The organism is Chryseobacterium sp. MMS23-Vi53, assembly GCF_047651245.1.
GTDB lineage: Bacteria > Bacteroidota > Bacteroidia > Flavobacteriales > Weeksellaceae > Chryseobacterium.
Genome location: NZ_CP180265.1, coordinates 350163 through 365508 on the forward strand (window position 1 = coordinate 350163; position 15346 = coordinate 365508).

Annotated in this window: 15 protein-coding genes and 1 pseudogene; 7 read left to right on the forward strand and 9 right to left on the reverse strand. The window is 32.6% G+C overall.

Annotation, left to right across the window (positions count from 1 at the left end; translation table 11 throughout):
* Window positions 1–52 precede the first annotated feature (52 nt).
* Entirely contained in the window at window positions 53–1132 is a 1080-nt protein-coding gene (locus ACKX2A_RS01600; protein ID WP_415327271.1) for an Atu1372/SO_1960 family protein, read from the forward strand.
* A gap of 71 nt (window positions 1133–1203) precedes the next feature.
* On the opposite strand, the gene ACKX2A_RS01605 is transcribed toward ACKX2A_RS01600, so the two are convergent.
* Complete coding sequence (locus ACKX2A_RS01605; protein WP_415327272.1) at window positions 1204–2049, reverse strand: AraC family transcriptional regulator; 846 nt, start codon at window positions 2047–2049, stop codon at window positions 1204–1206.
* Between the two features lie 138 nt (window positions 2050–2187).
* On the opposite strand from ACKX2A_RS01605, the gene ACKX2A_RS01610 reads away from it, so the two are divergent.
* Window positions 2188–3183 (forward strand): phytanoyl-CoA dioxygenase family protein, encoded by a 996-nt coding sequence (locus tag ACKX2A_RS01610; RefSeq protein WP_415327273.1) that lies wholly within the window; start codon window positions 2188–2190, stop codon window positions 3181–3183.
* A gap of 111 nt (window positions 3184–3294) precedes the next feature.
* Here the strand turns inward: ACKX2A_RS01610 and ACKX2A_RS01615 are convergent, their stop codons facing one another.
* Both ACKX2A_RS01615 and ACKX2A_RS01620 read right to left on the reverse strand, forming a co-directional pair.
* Window positions 3295–3804 carry a pyridoxamine 5'-phosphate oxidase family protein gene (locus ACKX2A_RS01615; RefSeq protein WP_415327274.1) on the reverse strand — a complete coding sequence of 170 codons (510 nt, stop codon included), beginning with the start codon at window positions 3802–3804 and terminating at the stop codon, window positions 3295–3297.
* 136 nt (window positions 3805–3940) lie between these two features.
* The gene (locus ACKX2A_RS01620) at window positions 3941–5098 is read right to left on the reverse strand and encodes a helix-turn-helix domain-containing protein (protein WP_415327275.1); all 1158 of its coding nucleotides are present in this window, start codon (window positions 5096–5098) and stop codon (window positions 3941–3943) included.
* 258 nt (window positions 5099–5356) lie between these two features.
* On the opposite strand from ACKX2A_RS01620, the gene ACKX2A_RS01625 reads away from it, so the two are divergent.
* Window positions 5357–8269: a TonB-dependent receptor gene (locus ACKX2A_RS01625; RefSeq protein ID WP_415327276.1), complete on the forward strand. Its 2913-nt coding sequence runs from the start codon at window positions 5357–5359 to the stop codon at window positions 8267–8269.
* A 99-nt stretch (window positions 8270–8368) separates the two neighbouring features.
* Window positions 8369–9102, forward strand: a pseudogene (locus tag ACKX2A_RS01630) (tyrosine-protein phosphatase).
* 158 nt (window positions 9103–9260) lie between these two features.
* Here ACKX2A_RS01630 and ACKX2A_RS01635 read toward each other — a convergent pair.
* The 4 genes from ACKX2A_RS01635 to ACKX2A_RS01650 all read right to left on the reverse strand — a co-directional run bounded on the left by ACKX2A_RS01635 (window position 9261) and on the right by ACKX2A_RS01650 (window position 11056).
* Window positions 9261–9635 carry a rhodanese-like domain-containing protein gene (locus ACKX2A_RS01635; protein ID WP_415327277.1) on the reverse strand — a complete coding sequence of 125 codons (375 nt, stop codon included), beginning with the start codon at window positions 9633–9635 and terminating at the stop codon, window positions 9261–9263.
* On the reverse strand, window positions 9632–9934 hold the full coding sequence (locus ACKX2A_RS01640; protein WP_415327278.1) for a DUF3817 domain-containing protein: 303 nt from the start codon (window positions 9932–9934) through the stop codon (window positions 9632–9634). The genes ACKX2A_RS01635 and ACKX2A_RS01640 overlap by 4 nt, the downstream gene beginning before the upstream one ends.
* A gap of 2 nt (window positions 9935–9936) precedes the next feature.
* A complete protein-coding gene (locus ACKX2A_RS01645; RefSeq protein ID WP_415327279.1) occupies window positions 9937–10398 on the reverse strand; it encodes a hypothetical protein in 462 nt (153 codons plus the stop codon).
* 67 nt (window positions 10399–10465) lie between these two features.
* Window positions 10466–11056: a TetR/AcrR family transcriptional regulator gene (locus ACKX2A_RS01650; protein ID WP_415327280.1), complete on the reverse strand. Its 591-nt coding sequence runs from the start codon at window positions 11054–11056 to the stop codon at window positions 10466–10468.
* A 116-nt stretch (window positions 11057–11172) separates the two neighbouring features.
* On the opposite strand from ACKX2A_RS01650, the gene ACKX2A_RS01655 reads away from it, so the two are divergent.
* Window positions 11173–11799, forward strand: coding sequence for a CatA-like O-acetyltransferase (locus ACKX2A_RS01655; protein ID WP_415327281.1), 627 nt, complete (start codon window positions 11173–11175; stop codon window positions 11797–11799).
* Between the two features lie 81 nt (window positions 11800–11880).
* On the opposite strand, the gene ACKX2A_RS01660 is transcribed toward ACKX2A_RS01655, so the two are convergent.
* Window positions 11881–12336 carry a PCC domain-containing protein gene (locus tag ACKX2A_RS01660; protein ID WP_415327282.1) on the reverse strand — a complete coding sequence of 152 codons (456 nt, stop codon included), beginning with the start codon at window positions 12334–12336 and terminating at the stop codon, window positions 11881–11883.
* Window positions 12337–12912: 576 nt separating this feature from the next.
* Between ACKX2A_RS01660 and ACKX2A_RS01665 the strand changes: the two genes are divergently transcribed.
* The gene (locus ACKX2A_RS01665) at window positions 12913–13254 is read left to right on the forward strand and encodes a helix-turn-helix transcriptional regulator (RefSeq protein WP_415327283.1); all 342 of its coding nucleotides are present in this window, start codon (window positions 12913–12915) and stop codon (window positions 13252–13254) included.
* A 19-nt stretch (window positions 13255–13273) separates the two neighbouring features.
* On the opposite strand, the gene ACKX2A_RS01670 is transcribed toward ACKX2A_RS01665, so the two are convergent.
* Window positions 13274–14005: an MBL fold metallo-hydrolase gene (locus ACKX2A_RS01670; RefSeq protein ID WP_415327284.1), complete on the reverse strand. Its 732-nt coding sequence runs from the start codon at window positions 14003–14005 to the stop codon at window positions 13274–13276.
* Between the two features lie 153 nt (window positions 14006–14158).
* Here ACKX2A_RS01670 and ACKX2A_RS01675 point away from each other — a divergent pair, with 153 nt between their 5' ends.
* The gene (locus tag ACKX2A_RS01675) at window positions 14159–15337 is read left to right on the forward strand and encodes an MFS transporter (protein ID WP_415327285.1); all 1179 of its coding nucleotides are present in this window, start codon (window positions 14159–14161) and stop codon (window positions 15335–15337) included.
* The last annotated feature ends 9 nt before the right edge of the window (window positions 15338–15346 follow it).

The following is a 15346-nucleotide window of genomic DNA, read 5'->3' on the forward strand; positions in this document are numbered from 1 at the left end:
AAAATTTAGTTCTCTATTTATTGTAATTCTATTAATAAATTTCACGAATATAATGGCTCAAAATAAAGCTAAAGTATTAGTTCTTATTCATTCAGATAATGGAGGAACTTATGAGTTGGCAAAAGAAGTTGCAAAAGGTATCGAAAGTGAAAATAATGCTACGGCAACAATAAAATTGGTTAAAGATTCACCCAATCAAAAACTTAAAAATATTTCTTTGGCAACAGTAGAAGAGCTTCCCAATTATGATGGAATTGCCTTCGGTTCGCCCGTTTATTTTGGAAATATAAGTACTGGAATGAGTGAGTTTCTTTCTAAAACTGTCAATCTTTGGACAAATCATGCGTTAGAAGGAATGCCGGCGACGGTCTTTATGTCTGCAGGAAGTGGGGCAGGAAAAGAATTGGCGCTTCAGTCTTTCTGGAATAGTCTTGCCGTTCACGGAATGGTTTTAGTTTCCAATGGAATCCGTGGTTATGAAGGAATTAATAAGTCAATTCCACAAGGAAATACTGTTTTAGGAACCACTACAATGTCTTCTTTGAAAGATGTTGAAAGACCAACAAAGGATGAAAGGCAATTGGCTCAGCTTCAAGGAAAAAATTTTGTAAAAGTGGCTTTAGCATTAAAAGGAATATTCAATAAGAAAGAGGTTGTAATGAATGAAAAATCAAATAATTTCAATCAAATTTTAAAAGAAAAGAACATTATTTTGCCACAAGTTCCAAAACCGGCAGGAAATTATCAGCCATTTGTACGTTCGGGAAATCTTATTTTTATTAATCAGGTTGCGTTAAAAGACGGAAAAATTTTCAATGGAGGAAAATTAGGTGTTGATGTAAACGAACAGCAGGTAAAAGATGCGACGAAAGTTACGATGTTGAATGTTTTGTCGGTTCTAAATGATGCTGTTGGTGGAGATTTAGGCAAAGTAAAACAATGCGTTCAGCTTACGGGAATTTTCAATACAAAAGATGATTACACCAATCATGCAGGTTTGATGAATACAGCTTCTGACTTGGCTGTCGAAGTTTTTGGAGACAAAGGAAAACATGCAAGAGCAACGTTTGGAGCATCTTCAATTCCGGTAAATTCTTCTGTTGAGATTCAGGCTATTTTTGAAGTAGAGTAGTTTTTTTAATATTTAATCTTGTTAAAACTCTTGTAGATTATTATATCTGCGAGAGTTTTTCTTGTTTAAAATTAATTCAATTTATTTCTCTTTTTAAATTCCGTCGGCGTTTCTCCAATCAGGTTTTTAAATAATTTATTGAAATAAGAAATGCTTTCAAACCCCACATTATAAGCGATTTCTGCAACACTTACATCACAAAGCAACAACGTTTTCGCCTGATTAATTCTGTATTGATTCACAAAATCTGTGAAGGTCATATCCGTTTGCTTTTTAAAATAACGACAAAAAGCAGACGTGCTCAAATGAACCATTTCAGCAACTACGTTTACATCAGGATTTTTATCATAGTTTTCATGAATATAGCTGTAAACTGTTCCCATTCGGATTTTATCGTTTAAAAAGAATTTTACACTTGTATCTTCTTCATTTAACAATTTAAATTCATTGGAATTCGCAAGAATATTAAAAATTCCTATTAAACCCATCAAAGCATCGAAAGGTTTTAATTCTTTTATTTCTTTAAGTTTTACAGCAACTTTCTCTTTGGTTTTACCGTGAAAAGACATGCCAAGGTTGGAGCGATCGAGTAGTTTTTTTATATTATTGAATTCAGGTGTGGAAATGATGGTGTTTTCTGAGAATTTTTCCTTTAACTGAACGACAATTTGTTTGTATTCAGTTTCAATACCATAATCAAAATTGAGGTGAGGAATATTGGGTCCAATTAAAACCAAATAACTTCCGACAAAGCCCGAAATATGCTTTCCAACGTGGCTGATTCCGTTAATGGCTTCTACGTAAACTAATTCAATTTCAGGATGATAATGCCAGAAAAAATAGTTTCTGAAACAAGGTGTATGGATTTTGAAAGATTGTTCCTCTTCAAAAGGAATCGTTTCTTTTTCTATTTTCATTTGTGTTGTGTTTATTTCTTTAAAGACAAATTAAATGAAAATTTGTCAATACAGAGCAAGAAATTATCATTTCAGATAAATTCTACCATTAGTTTTATCTTGAATTTTGTCTCAGTAACAAATAAAAATATTAAAAACATGGAAAAAGAATTAGCAAAAGACACAGCACCAATGATGAATATGATGGGTGGAATGATGGGAGGAAAAAAAGGCGAGCCGAACCCTGGAAATCCTTCAACGCTTACAAAAAATAATCCAAAACTTTCGACAAGAGAAAATAATGAACCTCTGAGAATTCTTTCGGAAGAAGACTGGAAATTTTGGATCGAAAACGGATATATTGTTATAAAAAATGTAATTTCTAAAGAACAGGCTGCAAAAAGTGCTGCTTTTCTTTGGGAATACGAAGGTAAAGACCCAAATGATAAAGAAACGTGGTATACTGTGCCACAAACTGCTCACAAAATGAAGGAGCTAAACAACGCCGGAATGGTGGAGGTGTATAACGCTCCTGTTTTGTGGGAAAATCGACAAGCTCCTAAACTCCATCAGGCTTTTGCAGATATTTGGGGAACGGATAATCTTTGGGTGAGTATTGACCGGGCAAATTTGAATTTCCCGATTCGTCCTGGCTTTGAGTACAAAGGCTTTATTCATTGGGATTATGACCCGGAAACGAAGCCGCAATATGTGCAGGGAGTTTTGGCTTTAGCGGATCAGACGGATGAAAATATGGGTGGATTTCAATGTATTCCGGAATTATTCAGAGATTACGATACTTGGAAGCTGACGCAGCCTGAAGATCGTCACCGTTTTATTCCTGATACAACTGGTTTTACGCCTACAAAAGTAAAAATGGAAGCCGGAGATTTGTTGATTTTCAACAGCTCAGAACCTCACGGAATTCGTGCAAATAATAGTGAAGATAAAGTGCGTGTTGCACAATATATTTCGATGGTTCCTGCCGATGAAGATAATGAAGAGCTTCGCCAGTGGAGACTGAATTCTTGGCATGACAGAATTTGTCCTGATGGAGACGGTTTTCCTGGAGATCCTTTGCAGAGAGAGAAAAATTATCCGATTGCAGAACTTTCTGAATTAGGAAAAAAACTATTAGGTCTTAATAAATGGTAATAAAAAATACACAAATGATGAAAAAAAGCAGTGAAAATTTTTCACTGCTTTTTTATAGTTTAATGTTTAAAAAATTTATAAACAAAGCGAATTGATAATTCAAAATTCACTCTAAATGTTTGCTTTTCCTTCTACACCATCGGAATTATCCGTTGTATTTCCAGTAACTGCATTCGCAACAAAGTTGAACAGGCTTACTAATTTTCCAGCTTTTGTATCCCAATAATAGCTTTCTGAAGGTTCTACACGAATGATGGAAACTTTAGGATCGTCTTTTCCATCTTCAAACCAGGCTTTTGCCATGGGTGACCATTTTTCTTCGATAGTAGTTTTGTCTTTATAAATAGAAGCTTCGCCGAATATGGAAAGATATTGATAATCACCGTTATTCATAAAAAACAATTGAACTCTACGATCATCTTTAATTTCAAAATTCTTGTTGCTGGTATCGCTACTGATAAACCAGAGATTACCCTCGTTATCGGTTTCCTGAAGCGTCATTGGACGAGAATTGATCGGAAGAGTTTCTAGTTCAGTACAAAACATACAAATTTTTGCGTTTTCTGATAGTTCCTTGATTTTTTTAATCGCATCCAAATGCGAAAGATTTTCTGTAGACATAATATTAAATTTTAAGTAATTTGGTTTAAAGTATTATTCAAAAACCTGACCATGATTAAAAAAATTATACCACAAAAAATAAAAAAACATAAAAAAATCACAAGCTAAGCAAATTGAAGACTCATCATTTACATTTTCATGCACTTATTTCCAGACTCTGCTGCTTGATTTCATTAATTAAACTTTTATAATATTCAGACGGAGTTTTGCCCATTATTTCTTTAAAATAACGATTGAAGGATGATTTAGATTTAAAACCAGCTTCATAAGCAAACGATAAAAAATTAATATTTTCATTCTTTTCGATTGCTTTTTCAACCATATTTATAAAATATTCGATACGATATTCGTTGATGTAACGATAGAAAGGTTTTTGCCTATAACCATTCAACATTTCGCTGATCTGATATTTATTAATTTCGGTTTTTAAGGCCAATTGATCAAGGTTTAAATCACAATCACGGAATAATTGCTTCTGTTTGACAGACTGATCCATTTTTTGCCAAAGCTCACTAAATTTCATTTCGTAATCAACCGTATTTAATGATATTTTTTCTTCGTTAAAATTTTGATTAACAGCAACTTTAAAATCATTTTGAGCATTGATTCCCTGAAAATGTGTTATTTCTGTTTTAAAGCTTTTTCTAACAATCAAAAGACAAATGACAAGCAATAAAAAATAGGCTATAGTTCTTATTGAAATATTAATTAAATGATTTTCTTCAGGATATAAATAAAGCAAAGTTTTTGAAGCAACTACGCCCAATTCCATGAAAAGAATACAGTAAGAAATTCTTGTAATGATGTCATATTCAATTTTTTCAAGAAATTTGTATTGAATTTTATTAATGATTAAAAGGCTTTTTAATGGATAATAAAAATTAATGGTGAAGAGAATATACAAACTTATATCATTATATAAATCAAGCAGTTTTTGATCAACACGATTCAATACAAAAAACACGCAGGAAACCGTCAAATAACCTATCATCAAAATAAAAAGCGGAATGAAAGTGTACCATTTTTTGGCAACGGAAAAATCTTTTTTGATTTTGCTTAAAGTATAGAGATAGATTAAAGGCCCGTAAGACGCACCAATAAAGGTATTCATCTGCTGTCTGATACTTTCATCGGGGATAAAATTGAAGATCACAAACTTAATGGTAAGATGAACAGCGATTGCAGAAAGCAGACAAATAAACAGATAATTTGAAGGTGATTTTCTCTCTCTGAACTGTAAAAGCCAAAGTGCCACCAACGCCTGAAAAGCCCCAATGATAACTATGTATTGCATTCTTCCTTAGGTTTTCACAAAATAAATACATAATCTTCTTTTTATCATTGAGAAGTTTATTATTTATCTATTAAAAATTTAGTTCATGATTTAATATTGAGTTCATAAATAAATAACAAATAGTTTAATTGCTTTAAATATTTAAAAATCAATTAATTAAAAGTATCAAACCAACAAGTGGTACGTTTTAGAATATGGTTTTTTCGTTTGGACGAAAGCTGAATATGATTCGCCCAATTTTGCCATAAAAAAATTCCTATGAATAATTCTATTGGTTTTTCAAAACAAAAATCTCGAATCATCCAGATTTCTGCATTTTTCCTGATGGCATCTTTTGGAACCATTCACGCACAGACAATCAAAGGAACTGTTGTGGGCAAAACAAACGGAGCACTTCCCGGAGCAAATATTTCGATTGTAGATGCCAATGCGAAAACAGTTTCATCATTGGATGGAGATTTTAATATTCTTTCTCCAAAATTGGGTGAAATCAATATTAAAGTTGAATATATCGGTTATGAAACGAAAATTTTTCCGATCACGATAAAAGAAGGAACAAACGATTTGGGGTATATCACCATTGCACCTGAAGAAAAGAAAAGCAAGGATAAAGTAAAAGATATCGAACAAGTTGTGATTTCCAGACCAAATGTTTTAACTCAAGCAAAAGCCTATGAAATCAAGAAGAATAATAATGCTATTATGGAAGTTATTGCTGCCGACGCGATTGGAAAACTTCCGGACAGAAATGCTGCAGAAGCGGTGCAGAGGGTTCAAGGAGTGGCGGTTGCGAGATATCACGGTGAAGCAGATCAGGCGACCGTTCGTGGAACTCCTTTTGCCTGGACTTCCGCATTGTTCAACGGGAACAGGCTTCCAAGTGCAAATGTTTTAGGAAACAGATCTTTTGTTTTGGATGTTATCCCTTCGGAACTTATTCAGTTTGTGCAGGTTTCAAAGGCTGTAACTCCCGATATGGATGGTGATGCGATTGGTGGAAGTATCAACTTTATTACAAGAACAGCTCCGGCGAAGAAAACATTAAGTGTAAGTGGAGCAGGAGGTTATAATACTTTTTCGCAAAATGCAACGTACAATGGTTCAATTGTTTATGGAGACCGATTTTTTAAAAATAAATTAGGTATAATTTTGTCAGGAGCGATTTGGGACAGACAATGGGGCGCAGATTCTTTTGATGTGACGTACAACACGGCATCTACAAACGAAACACAGAGAAAATCCATCAGCACGGTGATGATGAAACGATATATGGGAACGCGTAGAACAATTGGTTTGAATGGAGGTTTGGAATATAAATTTAATCCAAATAATAAAATTTATTTCCGTGGAATGTTCAATAAGTTTGATGATATTCGCCCGGTTTATGAGTCTTATGTTGATTATATAAACACGCGTTATCAATACAATTTCAGATATTCTCATTATCAAACGGAATTATATGGAATGGAACTGGGAGGGGAACACAGTATTTCACCAAAGTTAAATATCGATTGGATGTTAAGCGATTATCAGGCAAAATATTTCCTTGATACGCCTTCAACCAATGATATTAAAGGACTTCCAATTGCGACTTTCCGGCAAAAAATAACGGGTGGCTTTACCAATCTTTCAAGTGATGGAAAACGTTATTGGGGCTTCGATTCACCCAATGGAATTGGAGGGGAATATCTTGATTATAGCTCAGATACAGCGAATCTGGGTGAGGTAATGAGTGCCGATAAATTATTGCTTTCTCAATTGGTGATTTCAAAATTGGATAACAATGAAAGAGATAAAATTGCGAGATTTAATGTAAAATATGATATTAATTCAAATATTACATTAAAAATTGGTGCAAAATACCGAGAAAAAGATAGAAACAGTACTTATGGTTATACCGCTGTTTTCCTTCCGACTGCATCTTTAGGAATTCCGAATTCTCCGGCTTTGTTGAGTTTATCACAATTAACAACAAACGAACCGCCAAAAGGCACGACTTTCCTAAACGGAATGAACGGAGATTACAGCCAGTACATCATGAATCCGCCAACAAAAGATCAGCTTTTCCAAATGTTTTCTCCTGAATTTTTACAGCAAAATGGTTTTAAAGATTATTCGAATGCTGAAACCAATGCAACAAGTGTTTATACAGGTTCAGAAAATGTTTTCGCAACATATGCAATGGCTGAAATTAAAGCAAGTGATAAATTTAAAATAGTCGGAGGTTTTAGAAATGAAACAACAAGATTAACTTTAAATGGAGCAAAAGCAACCAAAGAAGGCACACCTGCAACAACAGTAATAAGTGAATCGATTGTAGAAAATAACTATAATGCTTTTCTTCCAATGCTTCATTTACGTTATAATTTTTCACCAAAAGCGAGTTTAAGGTTTGCTTACACAAGATCATTCATCAGACCAAATTTTGGTGATATGTCTCCAGGATCGAGTATTGACAATACCTCAAGTCCGAACAAGATTACGAGAGGAAATCCGGATCTGAAGCCGACTTTCAGTCACAATTTCGATTTGATGGGCGAATATTACTTTAACAATATTGGAATTCTTTCAGGAGGTGTCTTTTATAAAAAGATTTCAGACATCGTTTTTTCGGACACCTCTATTATGAATTTAAATGGTAACGACTATATGGTGACTCAAGCGAAAAATCTTCAGGACTCCAATTTGGTAGGATTTGAAGTGGGAATCAACAAACGCCTTGATTTTTTACCGAATTTCTGGAGCGGTTTTGGAGTTGAATTCAATTATACTTTTATCGATTCGAGCGTTGATGTTCCAAGAACAACAAATGGAGTTCAGTACTTTGATAAAACAACACTTCCGAATCAGTCTAAAAACCTTTTCAATGCGATCTTATATTATGAAAGCAATAAGCTAATGATTCGTCTTGCAGGAAATTACAGAGGAAAATCGGTTGAAACTATTAATCAGGCTTTAGGTCCACAATATTACATCTGGTCGGATAAAAACTTTACGGTTGATTTTTCTGCAAGTTATGACATCAGCAAAAAAGTGAAGATATTCATTGAATTAAACAACTTAAGTAACGAAAGCTTAAGGCTTTATATGGGTGATAATAAGAAGAGAATCACATCGAACGAGTGGTACGGAAGCAGAGGACAAATAGGAATTCGTTGGCAAATATTTTAAAATTTATACATGAAAAAAATACTATTAACAGCAGCAATCGTTGCTTTTGGAATGACGACAAACGCACAAATTAAGGACAGCCTTCGCAGAGTAGTAAAAATGGAAGGTGCATACAATTTCAGAGATACAGGAGGTTACAAAACCGTTGAGGGAAAGGAGGTTATATTAGGAAAAGTTTTTAGAAGTGATGCGATTGATAAACTTACGGATAAAGATTTGAAAGCTTTTAAAGATAAAAAAATCGTTACCGTTGTAGATTTCAGAGGGGTTGAAGAAGCAAAAAAAGCACAGGACAGACTTCCTGAAAATACGAGTTATATTCTTTGTCCAGCGGGAAGCAACAATCTTCCGACCGCTCAGGATATGGCTAAATTTCTGAAAGACAAAAATTTCTTGTTTGATATGTACGGTGATGGCGGAATTCCATATTTTGGAGAAAGATACAGAAGTTTATTTGTTCAATTATTAACGTTAAAGTCCGATGAAGCCTTACTTTTTCATTGTACGGGAGGTCGCGACAGAACAGGAATGGCTTCCGCACTATTCCTGAAAATTTAGGAGTTCCACAGGATGTAATTGAAAGCGATTATGTAGCTTCCAACTTTTATTTATCGAAAAATCCGACGATGAAAGGTATGTATTCCGGATTATCAAAAATATCTGGATTAACGGAAACAGAAATCAAACAGCAAATGGAATTAAGACCTGAATTGATAAGAAATTTCTTCGCAGCCATCGACAAAAAATACGGAAGCGTAGAAAATTTCTTTCAGGTGGAAATGGGTATCGGACCGAGAGAAATTGCCATTTTGAAGCAGAAATATTTGAAGTAGTGAATTGTCATTTCGCTTCGCTTGTTAATTTTTAAATCTTACTTCAAAATTCACTATTGACTTGCGAAGCAAAATTGACAATTAATTATTCAACATTCACTTTTAGAAAAAACTTAGTTAGATTTTATAGAATAAGCCGTGTAGAGTTTTCTTGCGGCTTATTTGCTTTCTGAGGTTTTTAAATTAAAACTTTTCTGCAAATCGCTCCAAGCTCCTCCGTTATGTACATTTTTAAAACCTTTTTCCTTTAAAATATTCTCAACTTTTACACTCCTTAAACCGTGCGAACAAACTGTTATATATGTTTTATTGGGATCAAGTTCAATATATCTTTCCCTGATTGTTCCTAAAGAAATATTCTGTGAACCCGCAATATGACCAGTTTCGTACTCTTTTTCTGTCCTTACATCGAGAATGATAGCTCCGTTTTTTATTAATTTATCCAAACCATTATCCAGCGTTTGATATTTATAAATTCTGTATACAACGTAAATCAACAAAACGATTCCGCAAAAAATTAATATGTTTTTCATAGTTTGCTTAATATTTTTCTGTCAATATAAAATGTTCCAAACGGAATAATACACGCCAAAAGCACTTTCCAGGTTGTTTCTTTAAACTTCCAGTTTTGTTCTACACCAACACTTAAAGTATTGAATAAGAACAATAGAAATAATGAACCGTGAATGGGTCCCATCATTTTTACAAAAGCTGGATTATCAAATCCATACTTCAACGGAACTGCGATGAATACTAAAGTTAACAATGAAATACCTTCGAGAATCGAAATGATTCTCAAACGGCCGATTTTAGTTTTAAATAAATTAATCATAATTATCTGAAATAAGGTCTGTTAGCGAGAGGAGAAAATGGCCAGGGAATAGCAATGAAAATGATGATTAAAGCAATGATAAAATAAATTAACATCGTTTTAAACTTCTCTTTATCAATTAGTTTCCTTTTAGAAATTGCTGATCCGATGGTAATTAAAATAATGGAAAACAACATTAGGAAAATATGAATTAATCCGAAAAATAAAAGATCAAAAGATTCTTTTGCTTCGTTGAAATTCTTCCAAAAGTATTGAATGATCGGGCTTTGAGAGTACAAAGTAATTCCTAAAACTAATTGAATATGAGCAATTGTTGCTGTCCAATGTCTCACTGAATTATCTTTTTTTGAAAATTCTCTATTTGAAAAATAGCCTTTATAAGCCCTGAAAATAGAATAAAGTAAGTTCAATAGAACCAGCCATCTAAAAGTGGAGTGTAAAAATGTAAGTGTTTGATACATCATCAAATTTTTAAGAACTTGACAAAGGTATAATAAAAACATACTAATTAGTATGTTTTTAAAGAAAAAATTATTTTAATGTATCAAAATAAGACTTAAGTCCTTTTAAATAAATGAGATAAGCTGATTTGGAATTTTCTAATTTTCCTAAATTTCTCACTCCCCAATAACCCGACAATACAAACACTGCAACCTCTTTTGCGTTTACATCTGCTTTCACAATACCATTTTCTTTTCCTTTTTCAATAGAATCAATCATCGTGTTTTCCCATTGCAAAGAAAGCTGGTTCAAGGCTTTTGTAAATTCAATATTCCAGGGAGCCATTTCTTGGGTAAAATTTGATGCAGGACAACCATATTCAACCTTTAAATATTGATTTTCAATCAATAAATTGTATATCAAATTATAAATTGCATCTAATGGATTTACAGTGTTTTGAAATGGTTCAATAAAAGTATTTTCGAAGTTGGGAATCATAAGTTCATTAATGATCGCCAAACCCATTTCATCCTTCGTTTTAAAATGATAATAGAAAGCGCCTTTCGTCACCTGAGTAGTCGCAATGATTTCATCTACACTGGTTGTCTGATAGCCATTTACGTAAATTAACTCAAATGCTTTTTGAAGAATATTAAGGCGGGTTGCTTCCGATTTTTTCATAAAATGCAGTCGTCTTTTTGCAAAGGAACGATATTTTATTTAAACAAAAAGTTCAAAACACCTTCCAAACAATTTTTAAAAGTGATAAAACTTCCTGAAATTTGCAAAAAAAAATAATGAAGGTAATAGATTTGGAGAGTTGGAACAGAAAAGAACATTTTGAATTTTTTTCGGGTATGAAAAGTCCTTTTTTTGGCTTTACAACAGAGGTTGACTGTACAAAAGCTTATGATAATGCGAAAAAAAACGGATATTCTTTTTTTGCTTATTATCTACATAAATCAATGGTTGCGGTGAACTCTGTTGATGAATTAAGACTTAGAATTGTTGATGGACAGGTACTTTTATTCGACGAAGTTCATGGCGGAAGCACAATCGGAAGAGCAGACGGAACTTTTGGATTTTCATTTTTCTATTATTCTCCGGATTTTGAAACTTTTAACGCGGGTTTACAGGAAGAAATAAAAGGAGTACAGAATTCTACAGGATTGAGAATCAGCAATGATGTTTTACCGATCAATCACATCAGACATACTACCATTCCTTGGAATTCTTTCAGTGCGTTGTTGCATCCAACAAATTTTGATCCGAAAGAATGTATTCCTAAAATTACGTTTGGAAAATTCAATATTCGTGATGGCAGAAAATTTTTACCGGTTTCTATAGAAGCTCATCATGGTTTGGCAGACGGTCTGCACTTAGCAAAGTATATTGAAGAATTTCAACGACAATTGGAACTTTAATTAATAATGTTGAAAAAAATAAATGAAATTAGTAGACAAAGGCTACAATAATTTTCTTCAAAATCTAAATTTTATAGAAAATTAATTATAACTAAAATCATTTATATCAGGCAATGATATTTTATTTGTAAAAATAACCTTTTGGGTATCTGCGGAATAAAATATCATTTCTATTTTTTCATAGACTTTTCCTTTTAATAGATGATTATCATAAAATATTTCATCATTAAATTTAAAAGTCATTCGGAGATCTATGGATATTTGATTTTCCAACTGCAAAATACTTCCAAAAATATCAAAAGCAATGATCAATCCTTTAAATTCTTTATCTGTATATTTTCCTGTAATACTATCAAAACAATTTAAAACTGCATTCTTTAGAAAGCCAATTCCTGAAAAATGTCCTTTTTTTATTCCTCGATTGGAAATGAAATCCATCAAAACATCTTTGATCTCAGCTTTATCATCAAAAATTACGATATAATTATTCTCAACTTTTCTTGCTTGCCAATTATTTCCTATTAATTTTTCATTCATAATCCACTATTTTTTATTGGATCATTAAATAAAAGACTTTTATAATAAAAATTCATTTTCTGGATACCACAAAAATACCACATAAAAGCTTTTCTTAATATTTTAAAACCTTGAAAACAACTTTAGGGGAAGGGACTTGCGAAATTTAAATTCTATTGATTAAGATCATAAAAAGGATAATGAATAATATTCTACTTTTGGATAATTAATAATTAGAAATCCTAAAAAAAATAAAAAAATAAAGCTATAAAAGTAATCTAAAGTAATTTTTAAACTCTTCGCGTGGTACGTATGTGGTATTATAATTGAATAAAATTTTAATCATTTTTTCTTTCTTTGTCTTTATTTCTTTTTTTGAAAAGATTTAAATTAAAATGAAAAAACATAAAAAAACCACTGACTGCGAAATAACATTATTTTTTTAATGCGTATAGAAGATTTTTAGATAATTATAAATAGTAAAAATTTCAACATCAATCGATTATTTTAAATAATAAAAAGTTGAAATAGAGTAGAATAGAAGATCCATTCTGAAGCATATACGCAACAGAAATTTGTAGAGATGAGAAAATAATTATGAAAAACGAAAAACCTGAATTCAGTTTAGAAGATTTAAACCAGAAAATTGTGGTACAAGACGAAGTAATGACATTGGCAAAAGAAAATTCGCCACGTCTGTTGAATAAATTCAGATTAGTTTATCCGGATTTCTTCAATAAATTGTCTGCAATACAACCAAATTTAAAAAATTCCGAATTAATTTTCTGTATCTATCTAAAATTGAATTTAACTACGAAAGAAATTGCAACGTACACATTTGTAACGCCTAAAGCAATTCAAAATCGTAAAAACAGACTGCGAAAAAAATTGAATATCCCGTCTGAATTAGATATCTATAAGTGGTTTAATGATCTTTAAACCACTTTTTTTATCTTTATTAAAATTCAAGAATAGCCTTTTCAAGATCGTGATATAAAAGAACTTTCCAATGATTTTCTTTTGCTTCTTTTTCCCATTTCAACCTTAATTCCATTGCTTTTTTTCCATCAAAATCGCTTTTGTAGGCCAAATGATATTTTAAATAAGATTCCTGCGGAAGATCATCGGCACCATAAAATGCAATTTCATCATTTTCCTTAATCCAGAAAACCTGCATAAAAGGAGTATGACCGCCAACAACTTCAAATGAAATTTCGTCTGTAATATTTCCCTTATCATATTCCATCCAAACAATATTATCAATCTCAATAAGCTTTTCAAGTGTATCAAAATCAAAAGAATGATTCCCTTGGTTTTCCATTGCAAATTCCAATTCGCGCTTTTGAATATAAATTTCTGCATTAGGGAAAGTGGCTTTAAAACCATGTTCACTCCTTGTAATGACCGTTTCAATATGATCTTTGTGAAGATGAGAAAGTAATACTTTAGTTACTTGATTTGGGTTAATATTTTCCTTTTTAAGAATCTCAGAAATTACTGTTTCTCCATTTTCATTTTTCCATCCAATTCCTGCATCCAGTAGAATAATATCCTTTCCGGTAATGATGAGAAAAGGAGTTACGGACATTTTGATTCCTTTAGCAGTGTCTTTGTTTTCGTCTGTTAAAAGAGTGAAGTCTTTTGTTTTGTTCGTAGAAAAATTTCCTTCTTTTAATGATATAATTTTCATAGTGCAAAGTTCTTCATTATTTCTAAATGTGTAAAAAGTTTTTTTTCGATATAAGCTATTGGTAAAACCGATAAAACCTTAATGATCGTTTAATCTTAAATTAAGTATTTTTGTATCACAAAGTTCTAAAATCCTTAAATAAAATTTATGCAGATGAATTCTACCAGCGGTATTTCGCGTACTGTCATTTGGTTGATGTCCGTAATTTCCGGACTTGTTGTGGCAAACAATTATTATAATCAGCCTTTGTTGGCTCTTATTTCAGACGATTTACACGTTCCTGAAAGTGCGGCGAGCAGAATTTCAGTTCTTACACAGCTTGGTTATGCAGCAGGATTGTTATTAATTGTTCCTTTAGGAGATAAATTTTTTCGTAAAAAATTAATTTTAATAGATTTAATTCTGGTTTTTGCTTCTTTATTATGGATGACTTTCGCTCAGGAACTATGGATGTTATACGCAGCCAGTTTGTTAATCGGAGCGACTTCCGTAATTCCCCAATTATTTGTTCCCATCGCAGCGGAACTGTCGTCTGATAAAAAGAAGTCGACAAATATAGGGATCGTAATGTCAGGTTTATTACTCGGAATTTTATTGTCAAGATTTGTCGGTGGTATCGTCGGAGAAATGTGGGGATGGAGAGCAATGTTCGGAATCGCCGCAGGAATCATGGTTTTGGTATGGTTTGCAATTTACAAAATGTTGCCCGATTTACAACCAAATTTCAAAGGAACATACAAAGAATTAATGAAATCCGTATTTCATTTGGCAAAAACTCAACCTATTTTAAGATTGGCTTCTTTTCGTGGTGCAATGGCTTTCGGATCGATGTGTGCATTATTCACAACTTTAGTTTTTCATATGGAAAAACCTCCTTTTAATGCAGGCTCATCGGTAGTTGGAAGTTTTGGATTGGCAGGAGCGGTCGGAGCTTTAGCTGCTGCGAAAGTGGGAAAACTTCAACGATTTTTGGATTTAAATAGAATAATTTTCTATTCATTATTAATTGTTTTGGGAAGTTGGGCTTTTACTTATTTTGCAGGAGAAACCTATTGGGGATTGATTGTTGGAGTTATTTTGGTGGATCTAGGCGTGCAATCGAGCCACATTATGAATCAGACCAATTATTTTTTAATTAAATCCAATGCAGTCAACAGATTGAATACGGTTTATATGGTGTCTTATTTTATCGGTGGATCATTAGGAACTTGGACAGCATCAATCGCTTGGCAATATGCGCAATGGAGTGGGGTCTGTTTCGTTGGGGCAACAATGGGAGTTTTGGCTTTAATTGCTCATTTAATTTTTAGTAAAAGAATAAAATTAGGTTAAGTTTAAGAT

Coding starts and splice junctions, on each gene's coding strand:
- ACKX2A_RS01600 (WP_415327271.1), top strand. CDS start 53: ATGGCTCAAAATAAAGCTAAAGTATTAGTTCTTATTCATTCAGATAAT.
- ACKX2A_RS01605 (WP_415327272.1), bottom strand. CDS start 2,049: ATGAAAATAGAAAAAGAAACGATTCCTTTTGAAGAGGAACAATCTTTC.
- ACKX2A_RS01610 (WP_415327273.1), top strand. CDS start 2,188: ATGGAAAAAGAATTAGCAAAAGACACAGCACCAATGATGAATATGATG.
- ACKX2A_RS01615 (WP_415327274.1), bottom strand. CDS start 3,804: ATGTCTACAGAAAATCTTTCGCATTTGGATGCGATTAAAAAAATCAAG.
- ACKX2A_RS01620 (WP_415327275.1), bottom strand. CDS start 5,098: ATGCAATACATAGTTATCATTGGGGCTTTTCAGGCGTTGGTGGCACTT.
- ACKX2A_RS01625 (WP_415327276.1), top strand. CDS start 5,357: ATGAATAATTCTATTGGTTTTTCAAAACAAAAATCTCGAATCATCCAG.
- ACKX2A_RS01635 (WP_415327277.1), bottom strand. CDS start 9,635: ATGAAAAACATATTAATTTTTTGCGGAATCGTTTTGTTGATTTACGTT.
- ACKX2A_RS01640 (WP_415327278.1), bottom strand. CDS start 9,934: ATGATTAATTTATTTAAAACTAAAATCGGCCGTTTGAGAATCATTTCG.
- ACKX2A_RS01645 (WP_415327279.1), bottom strand. CDS start 10,398: ATGATGTATCAAACACTTACATTTTTACACTCCACTTTTAGATGGCTG.
- ACKX2A_RS01650 (WP_415327280.1), bottom strand. CDS start 11,056: ATGAAAAAATCGGAAGCAACCCGCCTTAATATTCTTCAAAAAGCATTT.
- ACKX2A_RS01655 (WP_415327281.1), top strand. CDS start 11,173: ATGAAGGTAATAGATTTGGAGAGTTGGAACAGAAAAGAACATTTTGAA.
- ACKX2A_RS01660 (WP_415327282.1), bottom strand. CDS start 12,336: ATGAATGAAAAATTAATAGGAAATAATTGGCAAGCAAGAAAAGTTGAG.
- ACKX2A_RS01665 (WP_415327283.1), top strand. CDS start 12,913: ATGAAAAACGAAAAACCTGAATTCAGTTTAGAAGATTTAAACCAGAAA.
- ACKX2A_RS01670 (WP_415327284.1), bottom strand. CDS start 14,005: ATGAAAATTATATCATTAAAAGAAGGAAATTTTTCTACGAACAAAACA.
- ACKX2A_RS01675 (WP_415327285.1), top strand. CDS start 14,159: ATGAATTCTACCAGCGGTATTTCGCGTACTGTCATTTGGTTGATGTCC.